25 protein-coding genes are annotated in these 26382 nt (G+C 60.8%); 13 read left to right on the top strand and 12 right to left on the bottom strand.

Annotated features, from left to right (window positions below; translation table 11 throughout):
• Position 1: 1 nt before the first annotated feature.
• Positions 2-994: an adenosine kinase gene (locus E2F50_RS15045; RefSeq protein ID WP_133316967.1), complete on the top strand. Its 993-nt coding sequence runs from the start codon at positions 2-4 to the stop codon at positions 992-994.
• On the opposite strand, the gene E2F50_RS15040 is transcribed toward E2F50_RS15045, so the two are convergent.
• Complete coding sequence (locus E2F50_RS15040; RefSeq protein ID WP_133316966.1) at positions 987-1532, bottom strand: SH3 domain-containing protein; 546 nt, start codon at positions 1530-1532, stop codon at positions 987-989. The two genes, E2F50_RS15045 and E2F50_RS15040, sit on opposite strands and share 8 nt — an antisense overlap.
• A gap of 156 nt (positions 1533-1688) precedes the next feature.
• Here E2F50_RS15040 and E2F50_RS15035 point away from each other — a divergent pair, with 156 nt between their 5' ends.
• Positions 1689-2693: a 2-hydroxyacid dehydrogenase gene (locus tag E2F50_RS15035; protein WP_133316965.1), complete on the top strand. Its 1005-nt coding sequence runs from the start codon at positions 1689-1691 to the stop codon at positions 2691-2693.
• Here the strand turns inward: E2F50_RS15035 and E2F50_RS15030 are convergent, their stop codons facing one another.
• From E2F50_RS15030 to recF, 3 genes are read right to left on the bottom strand one after another with little or no spacing between them, the layout of a single operon-like run.
• The gene (locus tag E2F50_RS15030; protein WP_133316964.1) at positions 2694-3167 is read right to left on the bottom strand and encodes a GNAT family N-acetyltransferase; all 474 of its coding nucleotides are present in this window, start codon (positions 3165-3167) and stop codon (positions 2694-2696) included. It lies immediately after the preceding gene.
• Positions 3164-3949: a molybdopterin-synthase adenylyltransferase MoeB gene (locus tag E2F50_RS15025; protein WP_133316963.1), complete on the bottom strand. Its 786-nt coding sequence runs from the start codon at positions 3947-3949 to the stop codon at positions 3164-3166. The genes E2F50_RS15030 and E2F50_RS15025 overlap by 4 nt, the downstream gene beginning before the upstream one ends.
• A gap of 42 nt (positions 3950-3991) precedes the next feature.
• Complete coding sequence (gene recF / locus E2F50_RS15020; protein ID WP_133316962.1) at positions 3992-5116, bottom strand: DNA replication/repair protein RecF; 1125 nt, start codon at positions 5114-5116, stop codon at positions 3992-3994.
• A 314-nt stretch (positions 5117-5430) separates the two neighbouring features.
• On the opposite strand from recF, the gene E2F50_RS15015 reads away from it, so the two are divergent.
• From E2F50_RS15015 to E2F50_RS15005, 3 genes are all read left to right on the top strand, one after another.
• Entirely contained in the window at positions 5431-6930 is a 1500-nt protein-coding gene (locus tag E2F50_RS15015) for a globin-coupled sensor protein (protein WP_133316961.1), read from the top strand.
• A 63-nt stretch (positions 6931-6993) separates the two neighbouring features.
• Complete coding sequence (locus E2F50_RS15010) at positions 6994-7554, top strand: cupin domain-containing protein (protein ID WP_245515422.1); 561 nt, start codon at positions 6994-6996, stop codon at positions 7552-7554.
• Complete coding sequence (locus E2F50_RS15005; RefSeq protein ID WP_161974175.1) at positions 7547-7753, top strand: SlyX family protein; 207 nt, start codon at positions 7547-7549, stop codon at positions 7751-7753. Before E2F50_RS15010 ends, E2F50_RS15005 begins: the two co-directional genes overlap by 8 nt.
• 11 nt (positions 7754-7764) lie before the next feature.
• Here E2F50_RS15005 and E2F50_RS15000 read toward each other — a convergent pair whose 3' ends face one another.
• The 4 genes from E2F50_RS15000 to E2F50_RS14985 all read right to left on the bottom strand — a co-directional run bounded on the left by E2F50_RS15000 (position 7765) and on the right by E2F50_RS14985 (position 15147).
• The gene (locus E2F50_RS15000) at positions 7765-8943 is read right to left on the bottom strand and encodes a low temperature requirement protein A (RefSeq protein WP_133316959.1); all 1179 of its coding nucleotides are present in this window, start codon (positions 8941-8943) and stop codon (positions 7765-7767) included.
• A 274-nt stretch (positions 8944-9217) separates the two neighbouring features.
• On the bottom strand, positions 9218-10345 hold the full coding sequence (dnaJ, locus tag E2F50_RS14995) for a molecular chaperone DnaJ (protein ID WP_133316958.1): 1128 nt from the start codon (positions 10343-10345) through the stop codon (positions 9218-9220).
• A 97-nt stretch (positions 10346-10442) separates the two neighbouring features.
• Entirely contained in the window at positions 10443-12347 is a 1905-nt protein-coding gene (gene dnaK, locus E2F50_RS14990) for a molecular chaperone DnaK (RefSeq protein WP_133316957.1), read from the bottom strand.
• A 199-nt stretch (positions 12348-12546) separates the two neighbouring features.
• Positions 12547-15147 carry a transglycosylase domain-containing protein gene (locus E2F50_RS14985; RefSeq protein ID WP_133316956.1) on the bottom strand — a complete coding sequence of 867 codons (2601 nt, stop codon included), beginning with the start codon at positions 15145-15147 and terminating at the stop codon, positions 12547-12549.
• Between the two features lie 228 nt (positions 15148-15375).
• On the opposite strand from E2F50_RS14985, the gene E2F50_RS14980 reads away from it, so the two are divergent.
• From E2F50_RS14980 to E2F50_RS14960, 5 genes are all read left to right on the top strand, one after another.
• Complete coding sequence (locus tag E2F50_RS14980; RefSeq protein WP_133316955.1) at positions 15376-15558, top strand: hypothetical protein; 183 nt, start codon at positions 15376-15378, stop codon at positions 15556-15558.
• 113 nt (positions 15559-15671) lie between these two features.
• Positions 15672-15881, top strand: coding sequence for a hypothetical protein (locus tag E2F50_RS14975; protein ID WP_133316954.1), 210 nt, complete (start codon positions 15672-15674; stop codon positions 15879-15881).
• Positions 15882-16030: 149 nt separating this feature from the next.
• On the top strand, positions 16031-16228 hold the full coding sequence (locus E2F50_RS14970; protein WP_133316953.1) for a hypothetical protein: 198 nt from the start codon (positions 16031-16033) through the stop codon (positions 16226-16228).
• A gap of 297 nt (positions 16229-16525) precedes the next feature.
• Complete coding sequence (locus E2F50_RS14965; RefSeq protein WP_133316952.1) at positions 16526-16726, top strand: hypothetical protein; 201 nt, start codon at positions 16526-16528, stop codon at positions 16724-16726.
• Between the two features lie 76 nt (positions 16727-16802).
• Entirely contained in the window at positions 16803-17174 is a 372-nt protein-coding gene (locus E2F50_RS14960) for a hypothetical protein (RefSeq protein ID WP_133316951.1), read from the top strand.
• Here E2F50_RS14960 and E2F50_RS14955 read toward each other — a convergent pair.
• Positions 17171-17662 carry a YbaK/EbsC family protein gene (locus tag E2F50_RS14955; RefSeq protein ID WP_133316950.1) on the bottom strand — a complete coding sequence of 164 codons (492 nt, stop codon included), beginning with the start codon at positions 17660-17662 and terminating at the stop codon, positions 17171-17173. The genes E2F50_RS14960 and E2F50_RS14955 overlap by 4 nt on opposite strands.
• A gap of 467 nt (positions 17663-18129) precedes the next feature.
• Between E2F50_RS14955 and E2F50_RS14950 the strand changes: the two genes are divergently transcribed.
• Positions 18130-18339, top strand: a complete 210-nt coding sequence (locus E2F50_RS14950; RefSeq protein ID WP_133316949.1) for a cold-shock protein — start codon at positions 18130-18132, stop codon at positions 18337-18339.
• Positions 18340-18767: 428 nt separating this feature from the next.
• On the opposite strand, the gene E2F50_RS14945 is transcribed toward E2F50_RS14950, so the two are convergent.
• A complete protein-coding gene (locus E2F50_RS14945) occupies positions 18768-20156 on the bottom strand; it encodes a M20/M25/M40 family metallo-hydrolase (RefSeq protein ID WP_133316948.1) in 1389 nt (462 codons plus the stop codon).
• A gap of 283 nt (positions 20157-20439) precedes the next feature.
• Between E2F50_RS14945 and E2F50_RS14940 the strand changes: the two genes are divergently transcribed.
• On the top strand, positions 20440-22104 hold the full coding sequence (locus E2F50_RS14940) for an L-lactate permease (protein ID WP_133316947.1): 1665 nt from the start codon (positions 20440-20442) through the stop codon (positions 22102-22104).
• Positions 22105-22184: 80 nt separating this feature from the next.
• Here E2F50_RS14940 and E2F50_RS14935 read toward each other — a convergent pair whose 3' ends face one another.
• Positions 22185-22616 carry a MarR family winged helix-turn-helix transcriptional regulator gene (locus E2F50_RS14935; protein ID WP_133316946.1) on the bottom strand — a complete coding sequence of 144 codons (432 nt, stop codon included), beginning with the start codon at positions 22614-22616 and terminating at the stop codon, positions 22185-22187.
• Between the two features lie 412 nt (positions 22617-23028).
• Here E2F50_RS14935 and polA point away from each other — a divergent pair, with 412 nt between their 5' ends.
• A complete protein-coding gene (gene polA, locus E2F50_RS14930) occupies positions 23029-26004 on the top strand; it encodes a DNA polymerase I (RefSeq protein ID WP_133317127.1) in 2976 nt (991 codons plus the stop codon).
• Between the two features lie 42 nt (positions 26005-26046).
• Here the strand turns inward: polA and E2F50_RS14925 are convergent, their stop codons facing one another.
• On the bottom strand, positions 26047-26343 hold the full coding sequence (locus E2F50_RS14925; protein ID WP_133316945.1) for a hypothetical protein: 297 nt from the start codon (positions 26341-26343) through the stop codon (positions 26047-26049).
• Between the last annotated feature and the right edge of the window lie 39 nt (positions 26344-26382).

Raw genomic sequence — 26382 nt, 5'->3', positions numbered from 1 at the left:
TATGCCTCAGTTTGACGTGCTCACCATCGGCAATGCCATTGTCGATATCTTGGCTCGCTGCGAAGACGGTTTTCTCAGCGAAAACGCCATCATCAAGGGGGCCATGAACCTTATCGATGCGGAGCGCGCCGAACTTCTTTATTCCAAGATGGGCCCCGCGGTGGAAGCTTCGGGCGGATCGGCGGGCAATACGGCGGCAGGCATAGCCAGCTTCGGCGGCAGGGCGGCCTATTTCGGCAAGGTGGCAGAGGATCAGCTCGGCAATATCTTCCAGCACGATATCCGCGCCCAGGGCGTCCACTACCAGACCAAGCCGGAAGGCAATCATCCGCCGACCGCACGCTCGATGATCTTCGTGACGCCGGATGGCGAGCGGTCGATGAATACCTATCTCGGGGCCTGCGTCGAGCTCGGTCCGGAGCATGTCGAAGAGGCTGTGGTCGCGGAAGCGAAAGTCACCTATTTCGAGGGCTATCTCTGGGATCCGCCGCGCGCCAAGGAAGCGATCCTCGAATGCGCCCGCATTGCCCATGCGAATGGCCGCGAAGTCTCGATGAGCCTTTCGGATCCTTTCTGCGTCGGCCGCTACCGCAGCGAATTCCTGGAACTGATGCACTCCGGCACCGTCGACATCGTGTTTGCCAACCGGCAGGAGGCTCTGTCCCTTTACGAGACCGAGGATTTCGACCTGGCGCTCTCCAAGCTGTCGCAGGACTGCAAGCTCGCTGCAGTCACCATGAGCGAGGAAGGGGCCATTATCATTCGCGGGGATGAGCGGTTCAGGATCCCGGCCTATGCGATCACCGAATTGGTGGACACGACCGGAGCCGGTGACCTTTTTGCCGCGGGCTTCCTGTTCGGCTATACCCAGGGTCGGCCGCTGGAAGATTGCGGCAAGCTCGGCTGCCTCGCCGCCGCACTGGTTATCCAGCAGATCGGCCCGCGTCCCTTGGCTTCGTTGAAGGAAGCCGCCCAGCGCGAAGAGCTTATTTGAAGGCTTCGCCCGGATAGGCTCCCCAGATCTCGCCTTGAGAAACCCATCCCTTGGCGCCATCGGCTTCGGCATGGCACCAATCGCCATTGCATTCGCTGATCTTGAGAACAACGCCGGGTTCGAGCTTGGCGAGGACGCCCGCAGAAGTCTGGGGTTCGCGGCGCAGATTGACGTAAACGTCCTTGCCCTTGCCCCGCATCCATGGGGCGGCAAGGGCGGTGCGTTCGCCCGACAGCAGGGCTTGGTTGACCCAGCCTTCCGTGCCTTCGGCATCGCGCACCCGGCGCCAGTTTTCGTATTCCTGGATGATCTCCATAGGCGTTCCGGCCTTCATATACATCCAGGATACGGCATAGTCGCTACTCGGGCCGATACGGATGTTGACCTTTCGCGACTTGAGGCTGACGAAGCGCGGCAAGGGAAGCCCGCTTGCACCCTTGCTGGCGCCTTGGGCCATGGCAGGTGACGCAAGCGGCAGACTGCCGGCTAGGCCGAAGCTCACGGCGATGAGGAAGGAAAGAATAACGCTGCTGCGCATGGATCTGGTTCCGGCTGAAACTCCGCGGGGGCGCTTCCAGACCCGTGCGAGGTTTTGTTTGTCTTCGCCGGTGGGTCTGGTAGAAAACGCCCTGGATGCAGCGAATATCGCGCGACTTGGTTAAGGACCTCTAAAAAAGGCAATCCGAAGCGAACCATGACAGCCAAGAAGAAACCGAACGTCTACATTACCCGCAAACTGCCGGACGCGGTTGAAACGCGGATGCGCGAGCTTTTCGATGCCGAACTGAATATCGACGACCGGCCCCGCTCCCGCGATGAGCTTGCCGCAGCAATGAACACCGTCGACGTGCTGGTGCCGGCCGTGACGGACCGTATAGACGCTGGGCTGATCGAAGCCGCTGGACCGCAGCTGAAACTGATTGCGAGCTTCTCCAACGGCACCGATCACATCGATGTGGATGCAGCGGCAAAGAAGGGCATCACCGTTACCAATACCCCAAATGTGCTGACCGAAGACACGGCCGACATGACATTGGCCCTGATCCTTGCGGTCAACCGGCGGCTGGCGGAAGGCGCGCGCATTCTCACCGACAAGCCGGGCGACTGGGGTGGTTGGAGCCCCACCTGGATGCTGGGGCGACGCATCTGGGGCAAGCGGATCGGCATTGTCGGCATGGGCCGGATCGGCACCGCCGTCGCCCGCCGTGCCAAGGCTTTTGGCCTTTCGATCCATTACCACAACCGCAAACGCGTCAACCCGGCAACCGAGGAGGAGCTCGAGGCGACCTATTGGGACAGTCTCGACCAGATGCTCGCACGCGTGGATATCGTGTCGGTAAACTGCCCCTCCACGCCGGCCACCTTTCACCTCCTGTCGGCCAGGCGGCTGGCGCTGATGCAGCCGACATCGATCATCGTCAACACGGCGCGCGGCGATATCATTGATGAAGCGGCAATGATCCAGCTGCTGCGCGACAACAAGATCGCCGGTGCTGGCCTCGACGTCTACCAGAACGAGCCGGCCATCAATCCGAAGCTGGTCAAGCTGGCCAACCAGGGCCGGGTGGTCCTTTTGCCGCATATGGGCTCGGCGACGATCGAGGGCCGCATCGACATGGGCGACAAGGTCATCATCAATATCCGCACCTTCTTCGACGGTCATCGTCCGCCGAACCGGGTTCTGCCGGGCCGAAACTGATCAGCCGAGCTGCTTCGTCATCTCGATCGAGGTCACCCGGGCATAGCCGGGATGCGAATTCTCGCCGGTCTTCAGAAATCCCCAGCGGAAGAAGCCGGCATGGTTGGCGGCAAGCTCTATGCGGGTTTCCAGCCTCAGCGCCGGCACGCCATGCTCCCGGGCGACGGTTTCCGCCACGTCCAGCAGCCGCCGGCCGATCCCCTTGCCCTGTCTATCCGGCGCCACCGCCAGCTTGCCGACATAGACACATCGGAGTTCAAGTTTAAGGAAGATGCAGCCGACGAGGCTGCGGCCGTCCTTGGCGATGAAGGCCATCTCGTCGCGTGCCTTTTGGGCAAGCAAGGCCAGCGTTAGCCGATGCGCCGATGAAGGCGGGTCGATGACGCCTTCCATATAGGCGAAGGACGAAAGGATGAGCGCGAGCAATTCGTCCCAGCCGCGGAATTGGCCATCAATCCTGGAGATCTCAATCATTCGGCGGCTGCCTGCTTCGGCCGGCGCCTGTATTTGATGATGTCGAAGCGCGCCGAAAGGGCATCGTAGAGCATCAGCCGGCCGATCAGGGGCTCGCCTATGGCGGTGATCAGCTTGATCGCCTCCATGGCCATCAGGGTGCCGATCACCCCGGTCAGTGCGCCGACAACGCCGGTTTCCGCACAAACGGGCACGAGACCCTCCGGCGGCTTTTCTGGAAAAAGATCGCGGTAGGTGGGGTTGAGCACGCCGTCCGCTCCGGCTTCATAGGGTTTCAGCACGGTGACGGAGCCGTCGAACCGACCAACTGCTCCGGTGACCAGAGGGATGCGAGCAGCCTCGGCCGCATCGGCCGCCGCATATCGCGTGTCGAAATTGTCAGATCCATCAACAAGCAGATCGAAACGCGCAAGATGCGACCTGCTCCAGTCCAGGGAGAAGCGCTCCTCGAAATCCATAACCCGTACATGCGGGTTGAGCCGAACAATCGCCGCGCGAGCGCTCTTCGTCTTCATCTCGCCGATCGTGCCGGTATCGTGGATCACCTGGCGCTGGAGATTGGACAGGGAAACCATATCGTCATCGATAATGCCGAGCGTGCCGACCCCGGCTGCCGCCAGATATTCCAGAATGGGAGCACCAAGGCCGCCAGCGCCGATCACCAGTACGCGGGCCCGCTTGAGCTGCTGCTGGCCATTGCCGCCGATTTCGGGCAGCAGGATATGGCGGCGGTAACGCTCGATCTCGTCTTGGCTCAGGCTGTCGGAGGGCTGGTTTTCCATGGCTTGATCATAGCACTGCGAGGGGAGGGCGTTAAGGAAAACTCATTTGCCGATGCCGCCATGCGAAACGGTAAAGAACTGTGCCCTGTCGGAAAGCGCCGAAAACATGCTGCGGTCCGTGCCGGTCATGAAGGATTGTCCGCCAAGCCCGTCGACCAGATCGAACAGGGCGGCCCGGCGTCCCTCGTCGAGATGCGCTGCAATCTCGTCGAGCAGAAGGATCGGCGCATAACCGGTCATGTCGCCGGTCAGCCGTGCATGAGCCAGGACGAGGCCGATCAGGAGCGCCTTCTGCTCGCCGGTCGAGCATCGTTCCGCTTCCATGTCCTTTTCGCGATGCCGCACGAGCAGATCGGAACGATGCGGGCCATCGAGCGTGCGCCCGGCTGCAGCGTCCCGACCGCGGCTGTTCTGCAGCATGTCGAGGTAGCTGTCTTCGAGATCCGCAGCCGGTCGATCCATGGCGCCGTCCATGAAGCCCGAGAGCGAAAGCACCGGGTTCGGGAAGGGCGTTTCTCCACTGTGGGTGGAAAGCCGGCGCAAAAGCCCCAGCATTTCCTCCCGCGCCGCCGCCATGGCAATGCCAAGCCCGGCCATCTGGGCTTCGATGGCTGAAAGCCAGGAAGGGTCGAACCGCCCTTCGGACAAAAGCCTGTTCCTGCTGCGCATGGCGCGCTCGAAATCGCTGGCGCGACGGCCGTGGGCGGCGTCGAGCGACAGGACGAGCCTGTCGAGAAACCGGCGCCTGTCGGCGGAGGGACCGGTAAATAGCCCGTCCATAGCCGGCGTCAGCCACAGCACGCGCAGGTGATCGGACAGTTCTTCGGTCGATCTGGCCGGCGTGCCGTTGATGCGCAGCCGGCGTGAAATCGCCTCACCCTCGCCGGGCTCGATCCCGGTGCCGATTGCAACCTCGCCTTCCATGCCCTCCACGTCGGAGAAGATCGAGAAACCGGCCGGGGCGCCAACCCGCGTGACGTCACCCAGCACGGCCCGTCGCAGGCCACGGCCGGGCGACAGAAAGGATACGGCTTCCAGGAGATTGGTCTTGCCGGCACCGTTCTCGCCCGTCAGCACCACATGCCGGTTGTCGAGCGGAAGCGAGGCCTCCGCATAATTGCGAAAGTCCGTCAGTTTCAGCCGGGAAAGGGAAGTCTTCTGCGCCATCGGGATTCTTGTTGCGGTTCTACAGGAGCTAAGGTTTCGCCGCCCGTATGGCAAGCGCCCGTGCTCACGTCGCTGGTTCCGAAGCGCGATATGCGACCATTCAAGAGAGGAGGGCAAAGGCATTTTGGTTCCTGGTGCGCTGCAAGACATGGCCCCGGACACAGCATTCAACCGCATGTTTCTATATGAACACCAACTTATAATTAGTGATTACCTAGGGATCATGGCTAACAGACTGTTAAAGCTTGCTTCCTAGAACTGATGGTGTCGTGTCGGTTCTTCTTTGCCGGCGCATTCTTTTCGCCGGAGATACCATGAATCACCACAACCAAAGCGCAGACCTCGCCGAACGCCTGGAATTTGTTGGACTTGGCCAGGAGCAGCGCCGTCAGCTCGCCGAGGTTCGCCCGGTCGTTAAAGAAGCAGTCGGCGGCGCTTTGGATGCCTTCTATCGCAAGGCGAAGGCCCATCCTCATACGGCGAAATTCTTCGCCAACGACGCCCATGTCGCCCATGCCAAGGGACGCCAGGCGACCCACTGGGACGTCATCGCATCGGGACAATATGACGCCACTTATACAGATGCTGTTTCGGCGATCGGCCGCACCCATGCACGGCTCGGACTGGAGCCGCGCTGGTATATCGGCGGCTATGCGCTGATCCTCGACGGCATCATCCGCGCCATTATCGCCAAGGAGATGAGCGGGTTCCTGCAGCAGAAGAAGGGCAAGTTGCTCGCTGACCGACTTTCTGCAGTCACCAAGGCGGCACTGGTCGACATGGACTATGCGATCTCGGTCTATCTCCAAGTGCTGAGCGACGAGCGCAAGCAGGCGGAAGCAGAGCGGGAAAAGGCAAAGGGCGAGCAGGACGCAGCACTTTCTGCGCTTGACGCAGCCTTGAAGGCGCTGGCGGACGGCGACCTCACGGCCGAACTCTGGCAGGACCTGGCGCCGAGTTTCGCAAAGCTGCAGCAGAACTACAATTCGTCTGTTTCCGAGCTCGACGCCGCCATGCGCGAAGTCAGCAATTCGGTCGAACAGGTGCGCGCGGAAGTCGGCGGCATATCCTCGGCCGCCGACAACATGGCCAAGCGGACCGAGCAGCAGGCTTCGGCTCTGGAACAGACGGCTGCCGCCCTGGAGGAAATTACCACGATTGCCGCGCAATCGGCGCAGCGCACGCGCGAAGTGCAGGGTATTGTCCGCGAATCGGCCGCCGATACGGAGCGATCCGGGCAGGTGGTGGAGGAGGCCGTGACCGCCATGGGCGATATCGAGCAGTCTTCGCAGAAGATGACGCAGATCATCGCCGTCATCGACGAGATTGCCTTCCAGACCAACCTGCTGGCACTCAATGCGGGCGTCGAGGCGGCGCGTGCCGGAGAACAGGGCAAGGGATTTGCCGTTGTCGCGCAGGAAGTCCGCGAGTTGGCGCAGCGTTCGGCTGCTGCCGCCAAGGAGATCAAGGAGCTGATCGACCGCTCCTCAGCCGATGTCAATCGCGGCGTTGACCTCGTCAACAAGACGGGTCAGGCGCTAACCGGCATCGGTGCGCGGGTTAAATCCATCGACGAGCATATCAGCTCGATCGCGCGATCGGCTCAGGAACAGGCGTCCGGCATTGACGAAATCAACTCGGCCGTCCGAAGCATGGACCAGATCACCCAGCAGAATGCCGCGTTGATGGAGGAAACGAATGCCTCCAGCCAGAACCTTGTCGGCATCAGCAGCAGGCTGGCCGCCCTGATCGGCCGGTTTAAGACCAAATCGGGACGCGAAGCTCGGTCGGAGCGGCCACGGCTGCGCGCCTAGAGCCGATGGACCCGGCGGTGTCGCTCGGCTAAGGTCGCGCCCTCAAAAGGGAGACCCTTGGCCGTGAACGATACCGACAAGCACCGTCCTTCCTGCATCCGCCACTGGACCGAGATCGAGGGGGCGGATGACGGGCACTACGAGGGTGACGATGAACTGATGAGCATAGGCGCGCCCTTTGCGCGCCATTTCGGCCTGACCCGGCTCGGCATCCATCATGAGCGGCTGCCGCCCGGGCGCCGCACCTCCTTCCCACATGCGGAAAGCGCCGAGGAGGAGTTCGTCTACGTCATCGAAGGCAATCCTGATGTCTGGCTGGATGGCGAGCTGTATCGCTTACATCCCGGCGATGGCGTCGGTTTCCCCCCAGGCACCGGCCTAGCGCATACCTTCATCAACAATTCCAGCACCGATGTCCTTCTTCTGGTGGTGGGCGAAACGGCAAAACCGGAAAACCGCATCTTCTATCCGAAAAATCCGGAGCGGCGGCCCATGCGGTCCGACTGGTGGGACGACGTGCCGGACCGGAGCATGGGAAACCATGACGGCTTGCCGGACAGGCTGCGTGCCGCAAGAGCCGGTGGTAATAATACAAAGCTGATGGAGGGCGATGCGAGTGAATGATGAGGAAAGACTGATCAAGCTCGAAGAGCTTGTTGCTTACCAAGCCAAGGTCATCGAGGAACTATCGGACCAGCTGGCCGAGCAATGGAAGGTCGTCGAGCAGACAAGAACCAAGCTCGACCGGCTGACCGAGCGCTTTCTGACGCTCGAAGAAACATCGCTCGATGCCCCGGCGATTACCCGGCCCCCGCATTACTGACGACAGCCGTTTCAGGCGGCGCGAGGCTGCAACCGTTTCAGCGCCACATATTCCCAGGTGGCGACAATCAGCAGGATCGCCGTGGCAAAGATCTGCATGGAAAAGTTTGCAGCGAGCGGAACCGCGAAAAATCCGGCCAGCAGCAGAAGCAGGCCGGCGAGGTGGGAAAAAGGCATGATCCGGCTCGCCACCCATTTCATCCACATGGTGCCGCCGAGAAACAGTATGGGCCCGCCCAGAAGTGCCAAGGCATGCATGTAGGAGCCCTTCTCCTCCGGGTGGGATAGGCTTAAGTCCTCGCCAACGGCGGCCAGGATGATCCCGGCGACGATGGGCAGATGGCCATAGGTGAAGAGATATTGGGCGGTGGTCTGCGGCTCGGCGCTGTCATCCGCCTTGTCCGAGGCCTTTTCCTGGCCATCGTGGAAATAGATCCACCACATGATGACCGTGCTCAGGAAGGCGCTGCAGAACACCAGGGCCGTCCCGGCGCTTTCCAGGTGGCTGGACGCATTCTTGCCTGTCGTCAGGATGGTTTCGCCGAGCGCGATGATGACGAACAGCGCGCAGCGTTCGGCCAGATGCTCCCCGTTGATGGCAAGCGCTTCGGACGGGGCCCTGCCGATGCCGGGGATCCAGTAGCCAGCCGGCGGTCCCAAATATTCGACGGCCAGTGCGGCAGACCAGAAGATGACCCGCAATTGCGGCTCCATGAGGCCGCCTGCGATCCACAAGGCGGCGGAAACGGCCAGCCAGATGGTAATCCTCAGGAAGGTGATGAACGAGGCCTTGTCCGTTCCGTGAAAGGCATAAAGCACGAATATGCTGCGGCCGAGCTGCATGGCTGCATAGGCGATCGCGAAGACAAGCCCGAGATCGGCAAAGGCGCGGGGAAGCGCGATCGCCAGCACGATGCCCAGAAACATCAGCGAAAACAGCAGCAGCCGCACCGGTTCGGCCTCAGCATCAAGAAGATTGGTGGTCCAGGTTGTATGAATCCATACCCACCAGAGCGCCAGGATGAAGAGCAGCGATTCTGCTGCGAGCCCGACGCTGAAATCGGCTGCAAGGGTTTCCGAAAGCTGGATAAAGGCGAACACGAATACCAGGTCGAAGAAGAGTTCTGGAAAGCTTGCCTTAGTGGACTCCCTGCCGTCCTGGCGCAGCCAATGATGTTTGCTTTCGGCCATGGTCTCTCCTTTACCCACGCCGAGGAAAGATAGGGCACAGGCGGGAAATCTGCAGAGGCATATCTTTTCTGTAAACAGCCACTTCTGCGCCACGAAAATGAAAACGCCGGCCCTTGAGTAGGGCCGGCGTCGATTGAGACATTTACGGGTCAGGACATCGTCGTTTGGGTCTCCGAGTGCCGCATCGTCTCCCGGCCCGTCGCTTGGGGCTCCGGGCGTTCGTCACTCAAATCGCTCCACTGGAGCGATTTGTCGGCCAAAGGCCGACCGTTCCTCACCCTTCGAAAAATTCCTTCATCCGGGCAAAGAAGCCGGTCGACTCTGGATTGTTGTCCTTAGACGAGATTTCCTCGAATTCCTGCAGCAGTTCGCGCTGACGCTTGGTGAGCTTCTGCGGTGTCTCGATCTGGATCTGGATGTAAAGATCTCCGGTCTGCGACGAGCGCAGCACCGGCATGCCCTTACCCTTCAACCGGAACTGCTTGCCCGGCTGGGTGCCTTCCGGCACCGTGACGCGCGACTTGGTCCCGTCGAGGGTCGCCACGTCGAAAGTTCCGCCGAGCGCCGCCGTCGTCATGGAGATCGGCACGGCGCTATAAAGATCGGCGCCGTCGCGCTGAAAGAACTGGTGCGGGGTCACCGACAGGAAGATGTAAAGGTCGCCCGCAGGTCCGCCCCGCGCGCCGGCCTCGCCCTCGCCCTGAAGGCGAATTCGGGTGCCGTCCTCGATACCGGCCGGAATGTTGACCGACAGCGAGCGCTCTTCGGTGACCCGGCCTTGGCCGTGGCACTTGGTGCAGGGGTCGGTGATCGTCTGACCCCGGCCGTGGCAGGTCGGGCAGGTGCGTTCGACCGAGAAGAAGCCTTGGCTCGCACGAACCCGGCCGGAACCCTGGCAGGTGCCGCAGGTTTTCGGCTGCGTGCCCGGCTTGGCGCCGGAGCCGGAACAAACGTCGCAGGTGATCGAGGTTGGAACCCGGATCTGCGCCGTCTTGCCGGCATAGGCTTCTTCCAGGGTGATTTCCATATTGTAGCGAAGGTCGGCGCCGCGTTCGCGACCGCCGGACGAGCGACGGGCCCGTCCTCCGCCCATCATCTCGCCAAATATGTCTTCGAAGATGTCGGAGAACCCACCGGCGCCGGCGCTGGAGAAGCCGCCACCGCCCATTCCGCCCTGCTCGAAGGCGGCATGTCCGAAGCGGTCATAGGCTGCGCGCTTCTGGGGATCCTTCAAGGTCTCGTAGGCCTCGCCGATCTCCTTGAACTTCTTCTCGGCTTCGGCGTCGCCCGGGTTCTTGTCGGGATGATATTTCATCGCAAGCTTACGGAAGGCGCTTTTCAGCTCCTTCTCGTCAGCGGTTTTGCCGACGCCCAGCGTTTCGTAATAGTCTGCTTTTGCCATAGACGTAAACGGCTCCTGAAAGGATTCCGGCTGCACGATGGCAGCCGGATACTTAGGTCAACTATGGTCGAGGTCTCGCCATCCGGCAACCGGGCGATCAGGCCGACTTCTTGTCGTCCTTGATTTCCTCATAGTCGGCATCGACGACACTGTCCTCATTGCCGCCCTGAGCCGCCTGGCCGCCTTCAGCCTGCTGGGCCTCATAAATGGCCTGGCCGAGCTTCATGGAAACTTCCATCAGCGTCTGGTTCTTCGCCTGGATGTCGTCGGCATCCGGCTCGGAAGCTTCGACAGCGGCCTTCAGCGAATCGATCGCATCCTGGATCGACTGGCGGTCGGCGTCGGAAACCTTATCGCCGAACTCGGCCAGGGACTTCTCGGTCGAGTGAACAAGGCTTTCGGCCTGGTTCTTCGCTTCGACGCCGGCACGACGCTTCTTGTCGGCTTCGGCATTGGCCTCGGCATCCTTGACCATCTTTTCGATTTCGGCGTCGGAAAGACCACCGGAAGCCTGGATGCGGATCTGCTGCTCCTTACCGGTACCCTTGTCCTTGGCGGAAACCTGAACAATGCCGTTGGCGTCGATATCGAAGGTGACTTCGATCTGAGGCATGCCGCGCGGCGATGGTGGCAGGCCGACGAGGTCGAACTGGCCGAGCAGCTTGTTGTCCTGCGCCATTTCACGCTCGCCTTGCGAAACGCGGATCGTAACGGCCGACTGGTTGTCCTCGGCGGTCGAGAAGACCTGGCTCTTCTTGGTCGGGATCGTCGTGTTGCGATCGATCAGACGGGTAAAGACGCCGCCGAGCGTTTCGATGCCGAGCGACAGCGGGGTCACGTCGAGGAGCAGAACATCCTTGACGTCGCCCTGCAGAACGCCGGCCTGGATGGCAGCGCCGAGTGCCACGACTTCGTCGGGGTTGACACCCTTGTGCGGCTCCTTGCCGAACAGCTGCTTGACGACTTCCTGGACCTTCGGCATGCGGCTCATGCCGCCGACCAGAACCACTTCATCGATCTCGGCTGCGGTAACACCGGCATCCTTAAGGGCTGCCTTGCAAGGAGCGATCGTGCGCTGCACGAGGTCGTCGACCAGGCTTTCGAACTTGGCGCGGGTCAGCTTCAGCGTCAGGTGCTTGGGACCAGAAGCGTCAGCCGTGATGAACGGCAGGTTGATTTCGGTCTGCTGCGAGGACGACAGCTCGATCTTGGCCTTTTCGGATGCTTCCTTGAGGCGCTGCAGAGCCAGCTTGTCGTTCTTCAGGTCAATGCCCTGATCCTTTTTGAACTCAGCCGCGAGATATTCGACCAGACGCATGTCGAAGTCTTCACCGCCGAGGAAGGTATCGCCGTTGGTGGACTTCACTTCGAAGACGCCGTCGCCGATTTCGAGAACGGAAATATCGAAGGTACCACCGCCCAAGTCGTAGACAGCAATGGTCTTGCCGTCCTTCTTGTCGAGGCCGTAGGCGAGCGCGGCTGCGGTCGGCTCGTTGATGATGCGCAGAACCTCAAGGCCCGCAATGCGACCGGCATCCTTGGTGGCTTGGCGCTGCGCGTCGTTGAAGTAGGCGGGAACGGTGATGACGGCCTTTTCGACCTTTTCGCCGAGATAGGACTCGGCCGTTTCCTTCATCTTCTGAAGGATCATCGCGGAAATCTGTGCGGGGGAATAACCCTTGCCCTGAGCCTGGACCCAGGCGTCGCCATTGTCGCCCTTGACGATGTCGAAGGGAACCAGACCCTTGTCCTTCTCGACGGTTGGGTCTTCGTAGCGGCGGCCGATCAGGCGCTTCACTGCAAATAGAGTATTGGTCGGGTTGGTCACTGCCTGGCGCTTGGCCGGCTGGCCGACAAGACGCTCGCCATCGTCGGAAAATCCGACCATGGAAGGCGTGGTGCGGGCGCCTTCGGCGTTCTCGATCACCTTTGCATCCTTGCCGTCCATGATGGCGACGCAGGAATTGGTGGTGCCGAGGTCGATGCCAATTACTTTAGCCATTTCTTCTCTCTCCTTTAAGCGAACCGTCTGGACCCCAAGAGGCATTCCACTGACAGTTCCTCGACTGGGATGGTCTTTGAATATCGCAGCATCGGCTGCGGTCATGCGGCGTATATAAGGACGGGTTTTTCGGACTGCAAGGCAGGAAATCATCTGCTTAGGCGCAAAAAATCCCTTGCGCTTCGGCTATTTGGCCGGGCTACTCGCCCATGATCACATCATAGAGCGTGGTTCGGCGCGTCTGCTGGGGCGCATAGACCTGTCCGACATCGGCCGGAGGCCTCAAACCGCCGCCCACATCGCCGGGCGGAATCGGCCCTGCGGCGTCATACGGCCCCTTGTATTGGCGGTAGTCGCGCGGCTGGCTGCGATCATAGTTGCCGGTATCGCCGTATCGCCGCGTCGTAGAGCGATTGTCGTCGACCGCGCGGTCATCGTCGCAGACGGCGTTGTCACCATAGGCACACGGCGCCTGGGAGGCAGGAACAGGGCGGGCGGCTTGGGCCGGCTGACGGCCGTTTCGGGACGCCACCGGTTCATCAAGCGGTTGTTGCGACGGCTGTGGACGAGGGCGCCGCGCCGGCTGCTCCAAAGATGCTTCGGCCTGGGCGGGGATTTGCGCGGCAGGCGCCTGCTGTCCCGGCGCCCGCGGCGCCGGCGGAAAATCACCTCCGACCGGCGGCAGCGGCTGCTGCGGATGCTCTCCCGGCAGAATACCGGAGATGATGTCGCCGAGCGTCGTCGTCGGCGATTGCGGCTGCTCCTCGGCGGCCGGCAGCGTCAGGCCGCTGTTGAAGCCGAACAGCGGCGTCGGCGTATAGCCCTTCATCGCCACCGTCATATAGTCCTTCCAGGCCTTGGCCGGCAGTCCGCCACCCGTCACCTTCTTCATGAAGCTGCCGTCGTCATTTCCCATCCAGATGCCGGTGGTCATGATGCTGGTAAAGCCCACGAACCAGGCATCGCGAAAGGATTGCGTCGTTCCGGACTTGCCGGCGACCTGCCATCCGTCCAGCCTGGCCGCACGACCCGTGCCTTCGTTGACCACGCCGGCCATCATGCCGTTCATCGCGGCGGCGATAGGCTCGCTCAGGACGCGTGGCGGATTACCGTAATCGGCGTCGTAAAGCACCTTGCCCTCGGCATCGGTGATGCGCCTGACAATATGCGGGCTCGCCTTGTAACCGCCATTCATAAAGGCCGCATAGGCAGAGGTCAGTTCGAGAGGCGAAACTTCCGACGTGCCGAGCGCGATAGAGGCATTCGGCGGGATCTCGGAATCCACGCCTAGCCGATGCGCCGTGGCGATGACCTTGTCCGGACCGACTTCCATGACGAGCTGTGCCGCGATCGTGTTCAGCGAATGGGCCATCGCATAGGAAAGCGGGACTGCTCCTTTATATTCCTTCTCATAGTTTTCAGGGGTCCAGTTGCCGATCCTTATCGGCGCGTCATTTCGGATCGTTTCCGGCCGCAGCCCGGCCTCGAGCGCGGATGCGTAAACAAAGGGCTTAAAGGAAGAACCCGGCTGCCGCTTGGCCCGCGTCGCCCGGTTGAATTGACTTTCGCCGTAATCGCGGCCGCCGACGAGCGCCCGGATCGCCCCGGTCGCATCAACCGAGACGAGCGCCGCCTGGGAAACATTGGCCTTAGACCCATCCTTCTTGAGCGTCGCGTTCAACACCTTGTCGGCTGCTTCTTCCAGGCGGCGGTCGATCGTGGTTTCGACGACCACGTCCAGTTTCGGCTCACCGATCAGGCTTTTGACCTCGTCGACGACCATGTCGGCCGCATAGTGCTGGGCGCCGGTCCAGTTACTCTTCGCCTTGGCGGGCGGCTGAGACATGGTGGTCTTAAGATCGCTGTCGCTGGCATAGCCTTCTTCCCGCATGGCACCGAGCACCACCTGTGCCCGGGCTTCCGCCGCTTGCGGGTCGCGGGCCGGCGAAAGCCGGGAGGGAGCCTTAAGAAGGCCGGCAAGCGTTGCCGCTTCGCCGAGATTGACGTCGCGGGCGGACTTGTTGAAATAGCGCCGCGATGCCGCTTCCACGCCATAAGCATTCGAACCGAAGAAGACCCGGTTCAAATACATGGTGAGGATCTGCTCCTTGCTGAACTTATGTTCGAGCCAGAAGGACAGCAGCACTTCCTGGATCTTGCGCTCGAAGGTTCGGTCCGGCGAAAGAAAGAGGTTCTTGGCCAACTGCTGGGTGATGGTCGAGCCGCCCTGGATGGGCTGCCCGGTCAAATTGTTGACGAGCGCGCGCGCCAGCCCGAACGGGTCTACCCCGAAATGCGAATAGAAGCGGCGGTCCTCGATGGCGAGGACGGCCTGCGGCAGGTAAGGCGACATTTCTTCCAGCGCCAAAGCCTCACCGCCGGTCGAGCCGCGATTGGCAAAGACAGTACCGTCGGTGGCGGTGATTTTCATGTTCGCCGGGCGATCGGGAATGGCCCATGTACTGGCTGAGGGCATGCGTGCGCCATAATAAAGGACAAGCCCCCCTACGCCGATGCCGCCCCAGATCGAAAGCACGACGCACCAGTAGAAAAGCCTGCGGAAGGGCGCGAAAAATCCGCCGGATGGGGTCCGGGGGGACGACCGCCGAGATGGCGTACGGGACTTGGACGCGTTTTTCGAAGGACGGTCGGGCACGATCTCTTCGGTGGGGCTTTGGCGTTTGGACGAACGCCCGTTTCCGATGATGCGTTCGCCTGCATCCAGGCGCAGGTCATCCTTTGCACGTGATCCGTCGAAGGATGGCTCGACACGCTTTCCCGATCTGTCCTTGGCTGCCATGATGAGCCGACATACCCCCGTCGCTCGCCTGCCTGCGCAGGTCTTGATGTAAATGATCGTCGCCCAGCGCCTGACTGGACTTTAAATGCGGCGATTTAAGGAGGAGTAAAGCCCAGCGGCCGGCACCGGCGGCGGCGCATTCCACTCATAAGGAAAATAAAGCTCGACTAAGCCGGAACAAAATCTGCCGAAGGCTGTTCTAACGGATTCGCCTTGGAGGAGGAGGACATGAACAGGATCGTGGAAGCAGTGGTCAAGAAAGGGGATCTAAGGGTTCCCGTTGGCTTGATCAGCGTGAAGCAGGCATTGGATCTGCCGGCTGCGGAAAGTTTCGAGTTCAGCCATCCCGGCTATGAAGCTGGAAAAACGGATATCTTCGTCAACCGGGACATGTTGTCCAGGCTGAAATAAGATTGGCGCCACTTAGGCGATGGATCTGCCGAAGCCGACCCTGGGGAGCATCTTCGGTCGAGCGGAACCTCTCCTTTGGTCATGGGTTGTTTCGCAGAGCGAAAGGAGATCCCATGGCTAAGAGAGCGCTAGGTGCGGGCTTTACAGGCGATGTTGAGGAGCAGACGGGCGTCGTGGCCGCAACGAAGTCGGCCGTCAGCCGGGTCAGGGACGAAGCCGGAATGGTGGCGGCGCATGCCGTGGATCATCCCGCCGTCACCGGATCCGCCCTCGCGGCTGTCGGCCTGCTGGCTTTCGCAGTGGGCTATGTTATGGGCGCTTGATCGGTCAGCCGCCGCACTGATTGGTATGGCTGGCGCTGATCCCCGCTCTTGGGGAACGATGCTGAAGACATATCCTATGTCTTAACGGTTCCGGAACTATCCATCCGGCCGTCCGTTGGTCCTGCGGCAACACTGAGAAGGAGACAGTCATGCCTAATCGTGACCCGCTTCCCACGCCCGGACCCGACACCCCGCGGGGCCCAACGCCCAGTGCCGGCATCCCGGACAGGACGCAGGAAAAGCCGCCACTAACACCGGCGCAGGATCCTGGCGATACCAAGAATCCCCAGGATCCGACGCTTGAACCTGCTCTTCTGCCGATCGGCGATCCGGCAGGAATAGCCTGATTTCAATCGAGGCGGCGGAGGCAATCCGCCGCCTTAAGGCTGGCTAAGGAAATCCGCCTAGGGGTTAACCCTTAAATCGCACCTGTCTTAACTTGTTATTGCTATTTTATTAGGCGTGCCTCAAACTGCGGTTGCTTTAGGTCAAAACGACTCCCAAGACCCTTCGTCGGTAAGGTCTGCGCAAGTCTGTAGCATTATCGGCCTGATGATCTTCGCTTTTAGAGCGGCCCCAGGGAAGGGGAGGAACGAGTCTGCGATTTCAGGCCTCGTGATCGGGAGGATAATATGCCTACACAAATGGTTCGCACGCCGGTTAACCCGGATCAGCTCAATCTTTTGCAGAAAGTATTTGACGACGCATGCGTCGAATACGAGATCGATAAAGCGAGCCCTGACGCGGAAGCGCTTGCCTTGATCCTGGTAAACTCCCTGCAGAAGGGGGCGAGCGATGAGGAGCAACTGGCATCATTGGCTGAGGCCTTGGCCAAGAGCCGCTGACTGTTTGTCATCTTCCAGAGGAACCTATCCGGCTTTTATCAGTTGACCGACCTCTCGATCAAAGCAGGAGGCCGGTATGGCAGAACCCGTCAAAAGCCTGAAGACAACGTCGCAGTCTGAATCGTTCGACCAGGGGTCGGGCGATGACATTAACTACAATACCGAAATCGCAAACCTGCGGTCGGAAATTGCCAATCTGCGCGACATCATCGCCGAGCGCACCGGCCAGACCTATGACAAGGTGGCGCGGCGCGCCAGCAGCGCCGCAGACTACGTATCGAGCGAAGCAAGCTCGGTCGCCGACACCATTCGCGAACATCCCGCAGCGACCACGACCCTTTTCAGCCTGATCGGCGCGATCGGTTTTGCGGTTGGTTATCTGGTCGCAACCGCATCGGCGGAAAGCAAGCAGGCCTGGTATCAGCGCTATTTGAGCGATCGCTTCTAGGCCTTCGCCGTCGGATTTTCGTCGGCCTGAATCTGACCGACGTCCACCCAGGTGGCGCCGGTCAGCTTTGCCATGTGATCCGGTGCAATGCGAACAGCCGCATTTGTCGCTCCGGCGGCCGGAACGACTTCATCATATAGCCGAAGCGATTCGTCACAATAAATCGGCAGCGGCGTCGCTAGCCCGAAGGGGCAGACGCCGCCGATCGGATGGCCGGTCACGGCCACCACCTCGTCGCCGGCTAGCATGCGCGGCTTTATACCGAAACGATCCCTGAACTTGCGATTGTCTAGGCGGCTTGTGCCAGCCATCACTACCAGGGCGGTTACCTCGCCTGCACGGATGCAGATCGTCTTGGCAATCTGCCCTGGCTCGACATCATAGGCGGCCGCCGCAAGAGCGACCGTAGCCGAGCTTTCTGCAGTAACGATGACGGTAATTTCGGGAGCATTGGCAGCGAAGAAATCGCGAACGGGTTGAAGGCTCATGACCTGGGAGGATGACCCAGAACGGCCTCCGGTTCAAGCGCACCTGGAGCTATGCTTGCGGCGCAACGCTGCGGTGCGAAATCGTGACTGTTTTTTAATCGGAGGATCCGTATATTCAAATCATTGCAGGCGCACTCCTCCTCCCAAGCGCCTCCGATGGGACCGGCAACACCTCCTCCTCCCGGTTGTTGGTCAGTATCAGAAGCCCGGCGCACCTCCTCCCGCGCCGGGCTTTCTGTTTCGAGATGGCTTGTCTCATATCGGCACATCATCGGCTGGGTTGCGTCGCACTCTTGACGCACGGCGGCGTAGACTCTAAATCCGGCGCATCGATATTTGTTTGACAAGCCAGCACTTGGCCCATTTGCCTTGCCTGCGACGATCTTTCTTCAAATACGAAACTCAAACCGTCCCCAACGCGGTTTCCGCAGGGGATAGTCGGTCATTTGCAAGAGAAAGGCCTCGTTATGGCGACCGGTACTGTAAAGTGGTTCAACGCAACCAAGGGTTATGGCTTCATTCAGCCGGATGACGGCTCGCAGGACGTCTTCGTTCACATTTCCGCTGTTGAGCGCGCCGGCCTCGGCCAGCTCAAGGACGGTCAGAAGATCTCCTACGAACTGGTCAGCGACAAGCGTTCGGGCAAGGTTTCTGCCGACCGCCTTCAGGCTGAGTAATCTGCTTCAAGCAGATCGATTTGGAAAGACCGGCTCCGCCGGTCTTTTTTATTTCTGGACGCTGCCTCTTGCAAAGCCGGCCTGCCATCCCCATTTCAAGCATCAAGAGCGTTTCCGGCGGATCTCATGGCCCATGTTCGAGTAGGATTGGACCGTCAGATGAAGGCAATTACGGGAAACCGTGCCGTCTTGAGACGGTAGGCATCATCCGCGTTAACGGGATGTTTACCTTTCGGAGAGACGATGAGCGCTCGAGCCGCTGTGACCTGAAAAGGCAAAAGGCGGTCGCGTCGGAAATGCTTGCCCCATTTGACCGTGACCACGGATGTACTGGCACGAAGCAATGGGGGTGGAAAGGTCGGGCTTGCCCGGGCCTTTTTGTTTTGAAGGCCCTGCCCACCGCGGGGCCTTCTGCTTTTTGGGCGTGCTCAGTCTGCCAGCGACGCCATGATTCGCGCCCAGGAGCGAATGCCCTTGTGGTAGGATGTCAGGTCGTATTTCTCGTTCGGCGAGTGAACCCGGTCGTCGTTGAGGCCGAAGCCGACCAACAGCGATTCCATCCCGAGCAGTTTCTGGAAGTCTCCGACGATCGGGATCGAGCCGCCGACGCCAACAACCAAAGCGGGTTTGGGCCATTCGTCGGAAAGCGCGGTCTTCGCCTTGGTGAGAAGCGGGGAATCATAAGCCAACTGGATGGCCGGCGAAGCGCCATGCTCGAGGAATTCCACCGAGCAGTCGGCCGGGATCTTCGACTGCACATAGGCCCGCAGGCTGGCTCGGATCTTTTCCGGATCCTGATCGCCCACAAGCCGGCACGACACCTTGGCCGAGGCCTTGGAGGCTATGACGGTCTTGAAGCCCTGGCCGGCATAGCCGCCGCTGATGCCGTTGATCTCGCAGGTGGGGCGCGCCCATAGGAGCTCGAGCATGGAGCGGCCCTTCTCGCCGGCAAGCTCGGAGAGGCCGACTTCCTCCAGCATGTCGTTGCGGCCACCCGTCATGGTTTCCCATGCCGCCTTGATGTTGGAAGGCGTTTCCTCGACGCCGTCATAGAAGCCCTCGAGCGTCACACGTCCGTTTTCGTCGTGCAGGCCGGCGAGGATCTTCGACAGGATCTGGATCGGATTGGCAGCTGCACCGCCATACATGCCCGAATGCAGGTCGCGATTGGCTGCGGTGACGATGATCTCTTCACCGACCAGTCCGCGCAGGGAGGCCGTGATGGCCGGCGTTTCGCCGTCCCACATGCCCGTATCGCAGACCAGCGCATAATCCGCCTTGAGCTCGGCCGCATTGGCATCAAGGAAGGGCTTCAGCGATGGGGAACCGGATTCTTCCTCGCCTTCGAAGAGGACGGTGACGCGCACTGGGAGCGTGCCATGCACCGCCTTATAGGCGCGGCAGGCTTCCACAAAGGTCAGCAACTGGCCCTTGTCGTCAGCCGTACCGCGACCGGTGACAACCTTGCGGCCATTGCCGAGATCCTTGAGCTTGGGGTCAAAGGGATCGTCTTCCCACAATTCGATCGGATCGATCGGCTGGACGTCGTAATGGCCGTAGAAAAGCACATGCGGGGCGTCTTCAGCCGGTCCGGCATGATGACCGACGACCATAGGATGGCCGGCCGTGTCGCGCACTGAGGCATCAAAACCCAGATTATCCAGCTCGGCCACCAGCCATTCGGCCGCCTTGCGGCATTCGGCGCCGAAGGCTGGATCGGTCGAGATCGACTTGATGCGCACGAGGCCGAACAGGCGCTCCAGGCTTTGAGGAAGATCCTGGTCGATACGATCGAGAACGGCGGAAAGTTCGGTCATCAAAATATCCTGTCTTTTGGAAAGGCACGCCAAGGCCGGCAAGGGCCGCCGGCGGGAGCGGCCATCTATTCAACGTGATCTAGTTAGCAAGCCGAATGCGCCGGACACAACGGAAAAGACATAAAAGCTAACGGTGAGCGTGCCGGGTCAGCGACGACGTGGTTTTCCCAACGGCTCACGCTTGCAATCGCAACGGAAACCACAGCAACCCTAGACTGCGAACGTCCCAAATGTATACTCCACTCTGGAGGCTTGGCCGGTTTGGCCGTTGGGAGGGAAAAGCATGTGGAATCAAGTCTATGATCCGTTAAACAGCGCCGTTCTTTCGACTGCGCTGGCGGCGGTGCCGGTCGTCATACTGCTCGGCCTGATCGCATCGAATGTCGTCAAAGCCCATATCGCAGCCATTATTGCGCTGATTGCCGCCAATCTTGTGGCTATTTTCATCTTCACCATGCCGGCCGACATGTCCATCCGGGCCTCGATACTTGGAGCGGTCACCGGCTTCTTCCCCATCGGCTGGATCGTTCTCAACGTCATCTTCCTGTATCGGCTGACGGTCGAAAAGGGCCAGTTCGAAAAGCTGCAGCAGACGGTCGGCAGCGTTACAGACGACCGGCGCATCCAACTGCTGTTGATCGCATTTGCTTTCGGCGCCTTTTTCGAGGGTGCATCGGGCTTCGGAACGCCCGTCGCGGTCACCGGCGCCATCCTCATCGGCCTCGGCTTTTCGCCGCTTGCCGCGTCCGGCCTGTCCCTGATCGCCAATACGGCCCCCGTTGCCTTCGGTGCGCTCGGGACGCCGATCCAGGGCCTTTCGCAGGTCACGGGCATCGACCCCTATCTGCTCGGCGCCATGGTCGGCCGGCAGCTGCCGTTCTTTTCCGTTCTCGTGCCCTTCTGGCTGGTCTGGGTGTTTGCCGGCTGGCGTGGCATGATCCAGATCTGGCCGGTCATCCTGGTCACCGGCGTTTCTTTCGCTTTGCCGCAATATCTCATTTCCAATTTCATCAATCCCTGGATTGTCGATATCGGCGCCTCGCTGATTTCCATGGCCTGCCTTGTCGGCTTCCTGCGCGTCTGGCAGCCGAAAGAGATCTGGACCTCGCCGAAGCTGCGCGGCCACGATATTTCCGACGACGGCCGTATCGTCGATTCAAGACCGGTCCAGAGGCCATCGCGTGCCGAGATCTGGAAGGCGATCACGCCTTGGGTCATCGTATGCGCAGTGCTGCTGATCTGGGGCACGGGCTGGTTCAAGTCGGCCGTCAATTCCTGGGCCGTCTGGAATTACCCGGTGCCGGGCCTCGACAAGATGATCGCCAAAATGCCGCCGGTCGCGGCCGCTCCGACGCCCGAAGGCGCGACATTCGCCTTCACCTGGCTTTCCTATACCGGCACCGGCATGCTGATCGCCGCCATCCTGTCCGGCTTCGCCATGGGCTTCAGGCCCGGACAGATGGTGCGCGTTTACGGCCAGACCATCAAACTGTGCACCTATTCGCTGATCACGATTGCCGCCATGCTGTCGATTGGAACGCTGACGCGGCTGTCCGGTATCGATTCGACCCTCGGCCTCGCTTTTGCCGGCACCGGTGTACTCTATCCCTTCTTCGGCACCCTGCTGGGCTGGCTTGGAGTCGCACTAACCGGGTCGGACACCGCTTCCAACGTGCTGTTCGGCAATCTCCAGAAGGTGACGTCGGAGCAATTGGGCCTGTCGCCGATCCTGATGGGCGCCGCCAATTCCTCCGGCGGCGTCATGGGCAAGATGATCGACGCTCAATCAATTGTGGTCGCTTCCACGGCGACCAACTGGTTCGGCCATGAAGGCAGCATCCTGCGCTTCGTCTTCTGGCACTCTATCGTGCTTGCCTGCCTGGTCGGCGTGCTGGTCATGCTGCAAGCCTATGTATGGCCATTCACGGCCATGGTCGTGGTCAACTAAAGCGAAAGGGTCAGGCCCGCATGCTTGCGGGCCTGACCCTTTAAGATATGCCAGTGGATCCGGGGTGATGCGATACAGCTTTAAAGCTTGCGCGAATTCTCGATGACCATGCGCATGTATTCGATCATCAACTCGCGCTCGAAGCGGCGGAAGCCGGAAAAAAGAGCCGCGTCGGCGTCGGCAGCCGCTTCGATTGCCTGGCGCTCCAGGTCCCGCCCGAGTTCCGTCAATGTGATGACCTGGGCCCGCTTGTCAGTCGGATGTGGCTGGCGCTGGATCTGCCCGTCGCGCTCCATGCGCGCCAATGTGTTCGCAAGCGTCGCCTGCTCTACTTCCAGCTTGTCGAGCAATTGCTTCTGGGTAAGCCCATCCTGCTGCCACAGTTCGAGCAACACGGGAAACTGTCCTGGAGAAAAGCCGAGGAGGGCGGATCTTTTTTGCAGCGAGCGGGCGAAGCTCTTGGCCACCTGGCCGGCCAGATAGGTCGCCGAATGCGAACGGTCGAATGCCATAGCTTCGGTCTCCACTCCTCCTCGACGAGCCCGTGAAGGCGCCCACTCCATTTGTATATCGCAAGCCATGCTTTCTCCAAGCCTGTGCCATGCGCGCCGTCTTTGCAAGATATTTGGAATGGGAGATTACGAAAAACCGCCACGGCCGGGAGGGGATCGAGCCGTGGCGGTTCAAGGAGAGAGCAAAGGCCCGGAGAGGGGGATAGGCCTTTGCCCAGCCTGGTGCGGCGGGGGACAGGCCGGCTTCCAGACTGCGGCGTGATCAGGCGCCGGTGACTAGGAAATGAGTGGCCGAATGAGGCTTTTCAAGGGAAACTGCAATTACAAAATGGTAACGTTCCGGTGAAAGGCAGACACGCCAAGGAGCGAAGTTTTCATGGACGCCATGCTGGCCCCGCGCTATTCCATGCCCATGAAAAAAGGCGATCATCTTTTCCTTATCGACGGTTCCGGCTTCATCTTTCGCGCCTTCCACGCGCTGCCGCCGCTGACGCGCAAATCTGACGGGCTCCCGGTTGGCGCCGTGTCCGGTTTCTGCAACATGTTGTGGAAGCTGCTGACGGATGCTCGCGATACCTCCGTCGGCGTCACGCCCAGCCATTTCGCGGTAATTTTCGATTATTCGGCAAGGACGTTCCGCAAAGATATCTACGACGCCTATAAGGCGAACCGCTCTGCCCCGCCGGAAGATCTGGTGCCGCAGTTCGGGCTGATCCGCGAGGCGACACGGGCTTTCAACCTTCCTTGCATCGAGACCGAGGGTTTCGAAGCCGACGACATCATCGCCACCTATGCCCGCAAGGCTGAGGCGATCGGCGCCGACGTGACCATCGTCTCCTCCGACAAGGACCTGATGCAACTGGTGACCGCCAATGTCCACATGTATGACAGCATGAAGGACAAGCAGATCAGCATTGCGGAAGTCATCGAAAAATGGGGCGTGCCGCCGGAAAAGATGATCGACCTGCAGGCCTTGGTCGGCGATTCGGTCGACAATGTCCCGGGTATTCCGGGGATTGGGCCGAAAACCGCGGCGCAGCTTCTCGAGGAATTCGGCGATCTCGATGGCCTGCTGGCCCGGGCCGGCGAGATCAAGCAGGTGAAGCGGCGCGAAAACATTCTTGCGCATGCGGACCAGGCCCGGCTGTCGCGCCGGCTGGTGGAATTGCGCACCGACGTGCCGCTCGATCTCAATCTCGACGCCCTGGTGCTGGAGCCTCAGGATGGGCCGAGGCTGATCGGCTTCCTGAAAGCCATGGAATTCGGGACGCTGACCCGGCGCGTTGCTGCCGCCTGCGATTGCGACGCCGATGCCATAGAACCCGCAGCGCTGCATGTGGAAAAGGCGGAAGCGGCGCATGGGCCTGATCTCGACGCCGCTGATCCGAACGCTGGCCCATCCGCGGCACCACCCGCCAGGGCTGGGGCCAGGGGCAAGGATGCGGATGTCACCGGCGAAACCAGTCCGGCGGAGCTTGCCAAGTCCCGCGCGGACGCCTTTGCCACGGCGAAGATCGACAAGTCCTGCTACGTCACGATTCGCGATGTCGAGGCTCTCGACGACTGGATCCGGGCGGCGTCCGAAACCGGCTTGATCGCGTTCGAGGCCGAAGCCACCTCGATTGATCCCATGCAGGCCGAGCTGGCCGGGATTTCCTTGAGCCTAGCCGACAATACCCATACGCCGGCCGGAGGAGAAATCTGCTCGGCCTATATTCCACTTGGCCATAAGAGCGGCGCCAGTGATCTCCTGGGCGGCGGCACGTCGGAAAATCAGCTTTCCATGCCGGAAGCGCTGGAGCGGCTGAAGCCGGTTCTCGAAGATGCCTCGGTGCTGAAGGTCGGCCATAATCTGAAATTCGCCTATCTGCTGCTGAAGCGCTACGGCATCGTCGTCAAAAGTTATGACGACGTTATGCTGATGTCCTATGTGCTGGAGGCGGGCAAGGGCGGCCAAGGCCTGGATTCGCTTTCGGAGCGCTGGCTCGGTCATATCCCCATGACCTATAAGGAAGTCGCCGGCAGCGGCAAGGCGGGCGTTACCTTCGATATGGTCGATATCGAAAAGGCCATGACCTATGCGGCCGAAAAGGTCGATCTCGCTCTTCGCATCTGGCTGGTGCTGAAGCCGCGTCTGGTTGCCGAGCGGCTGACGGCGGTCTACGAGCGCCTGGAGCGGCCCATGGTGGCCACGCTTGCGGAGATGGAAGAGCGCGGCATCACCATTGATCGGCAGATCCTGTCCAGGCTTTCCGGGGAATTGGCGCAGAAGGCGGCAGCCTTCGAGGACGAAATCTTCCAGCTTGCCGGAGAGAGATTCACCATCGGTTCTCCTAAGCAGCTGGGCGATATCTTGTTCGGCAAAATGGGACTCCCCGGCGGCGCCAAGACCAAGACTGGACAATGGTCGACCTCGGCGCAGGTTCTGGAGGAACTTGCAGCCGTCGGCCATGAACTGCCCCGCAAGATCGTCGACTGGCGCCAGCTCACCAAGCTTAAATCGACCTATACCGATGCCCTGCCGGGCTATGTCCACCCGCAGACCAAGCGCGTCCATACATCCTATTCGCTGGCTTCCACCACGACGGGACGGCTTTCCTCGGTCGAGCCGAACCTGCAGAATATCCCGATCCGCACGACGGAAGGCCGCAAGATCCGCACTGCCTTCATCTCGACACCGGGCCATAAGCTGGTTTCCGCCGACTATAGCCAGATCGAGCTGCGCGTGCTCGCCCATGTGGCCGACATACCGCAACTGCGACAGGCCTTTGCCGATGGCGTCGACATCCATTCCATGACCGCATCGGAAATGTTCGGAGTGCCGGTAGAGGGCATGCCGGCAGATGTGCGGCGGCGCGCCAAGGCGATCAATTTCGGGATCATCTACGGCATTTCGGCCTTCGGTCTTGCCAACCAGCTGTCGATCGAGCGCTCCGAGGCGGGCGACTATATCAAGCGTTATTTCGAGCGCTTTCCGGGCATTCGCGATTATATGGAAAACACCAAGGCCTTCGCCCGCGAGCACGGCTATGTGGAAACGATCTTCGGGCGCCGGGCGCATTATCCCGACATCCGCTCATCCAATCCGTCCGTCCGGGCCTTCAACGAACGGGCTGCCATCAATGCGCCAATCCAGGGCTCGGCTGCAGACATCATCCGCCGCGCCATGGTGAAGATGGAAGGGGTCATGAGCAAGGCGCAGTTGTCGGCGCGCATGCTGCTGCAGGTTCACGACGAACTGATTTTCGAGGTCGAAGACGCCGAGATCGAAGCTACCCTGCCGGTGGTCGTTTCGACCATGGAACAGGCGGCCATGCCGGCGATCGCAATGCGGGTGCCCCTGAAGGTCGATGTGCGGGCGGCACACAATTGGGACGAGGCTCACTAACTCGATCGCCGTGCAGCTTTCGGGCCTTCTCGAGCGGCGAAGCTAGCGTGCGTCGGGATAGAGTGAAAGCAAGGCCGTCGAAAGAAGCTCGTCCGCATAGGAGCAGGCGGAAAGCCGCGAACTGTCGTCCATGCCCACTTCATGACAGCGCTGGCGCACCGTATCCAGGATGAGGCCGGCAATCCCGCGGGCATGCTCAGCATCGGCATTTTCGGATGTGTCAAGCGCCAGAGCGAGTGCCGTCATCGACATGATTTCCAGCACGACGACGCGCGCTTCCAGGTCGGCTTTGCCGGCTTTCTCTGCGGTTTGTCCGTCACGCGGCTTTGTCTGGCTCATCGCTTGCACCTTCCAATGTAGAAGAGCAGATAGAGGCCG

Source organism: Rhizobium deserti (assembly GCF_004358025.1).
Lineage (GTDB): Bacteria > Pseudomonadota > Alphaproteobacteria > Rhizobiales > Rhizobiaceae > Neorhizobium > Neorhizobium deserti.
The sequence above is the reverse complement of the archived record's forward strand: the minus strand, read 5'-3'. Positions and strand labels throughout refer to the sequence as shown.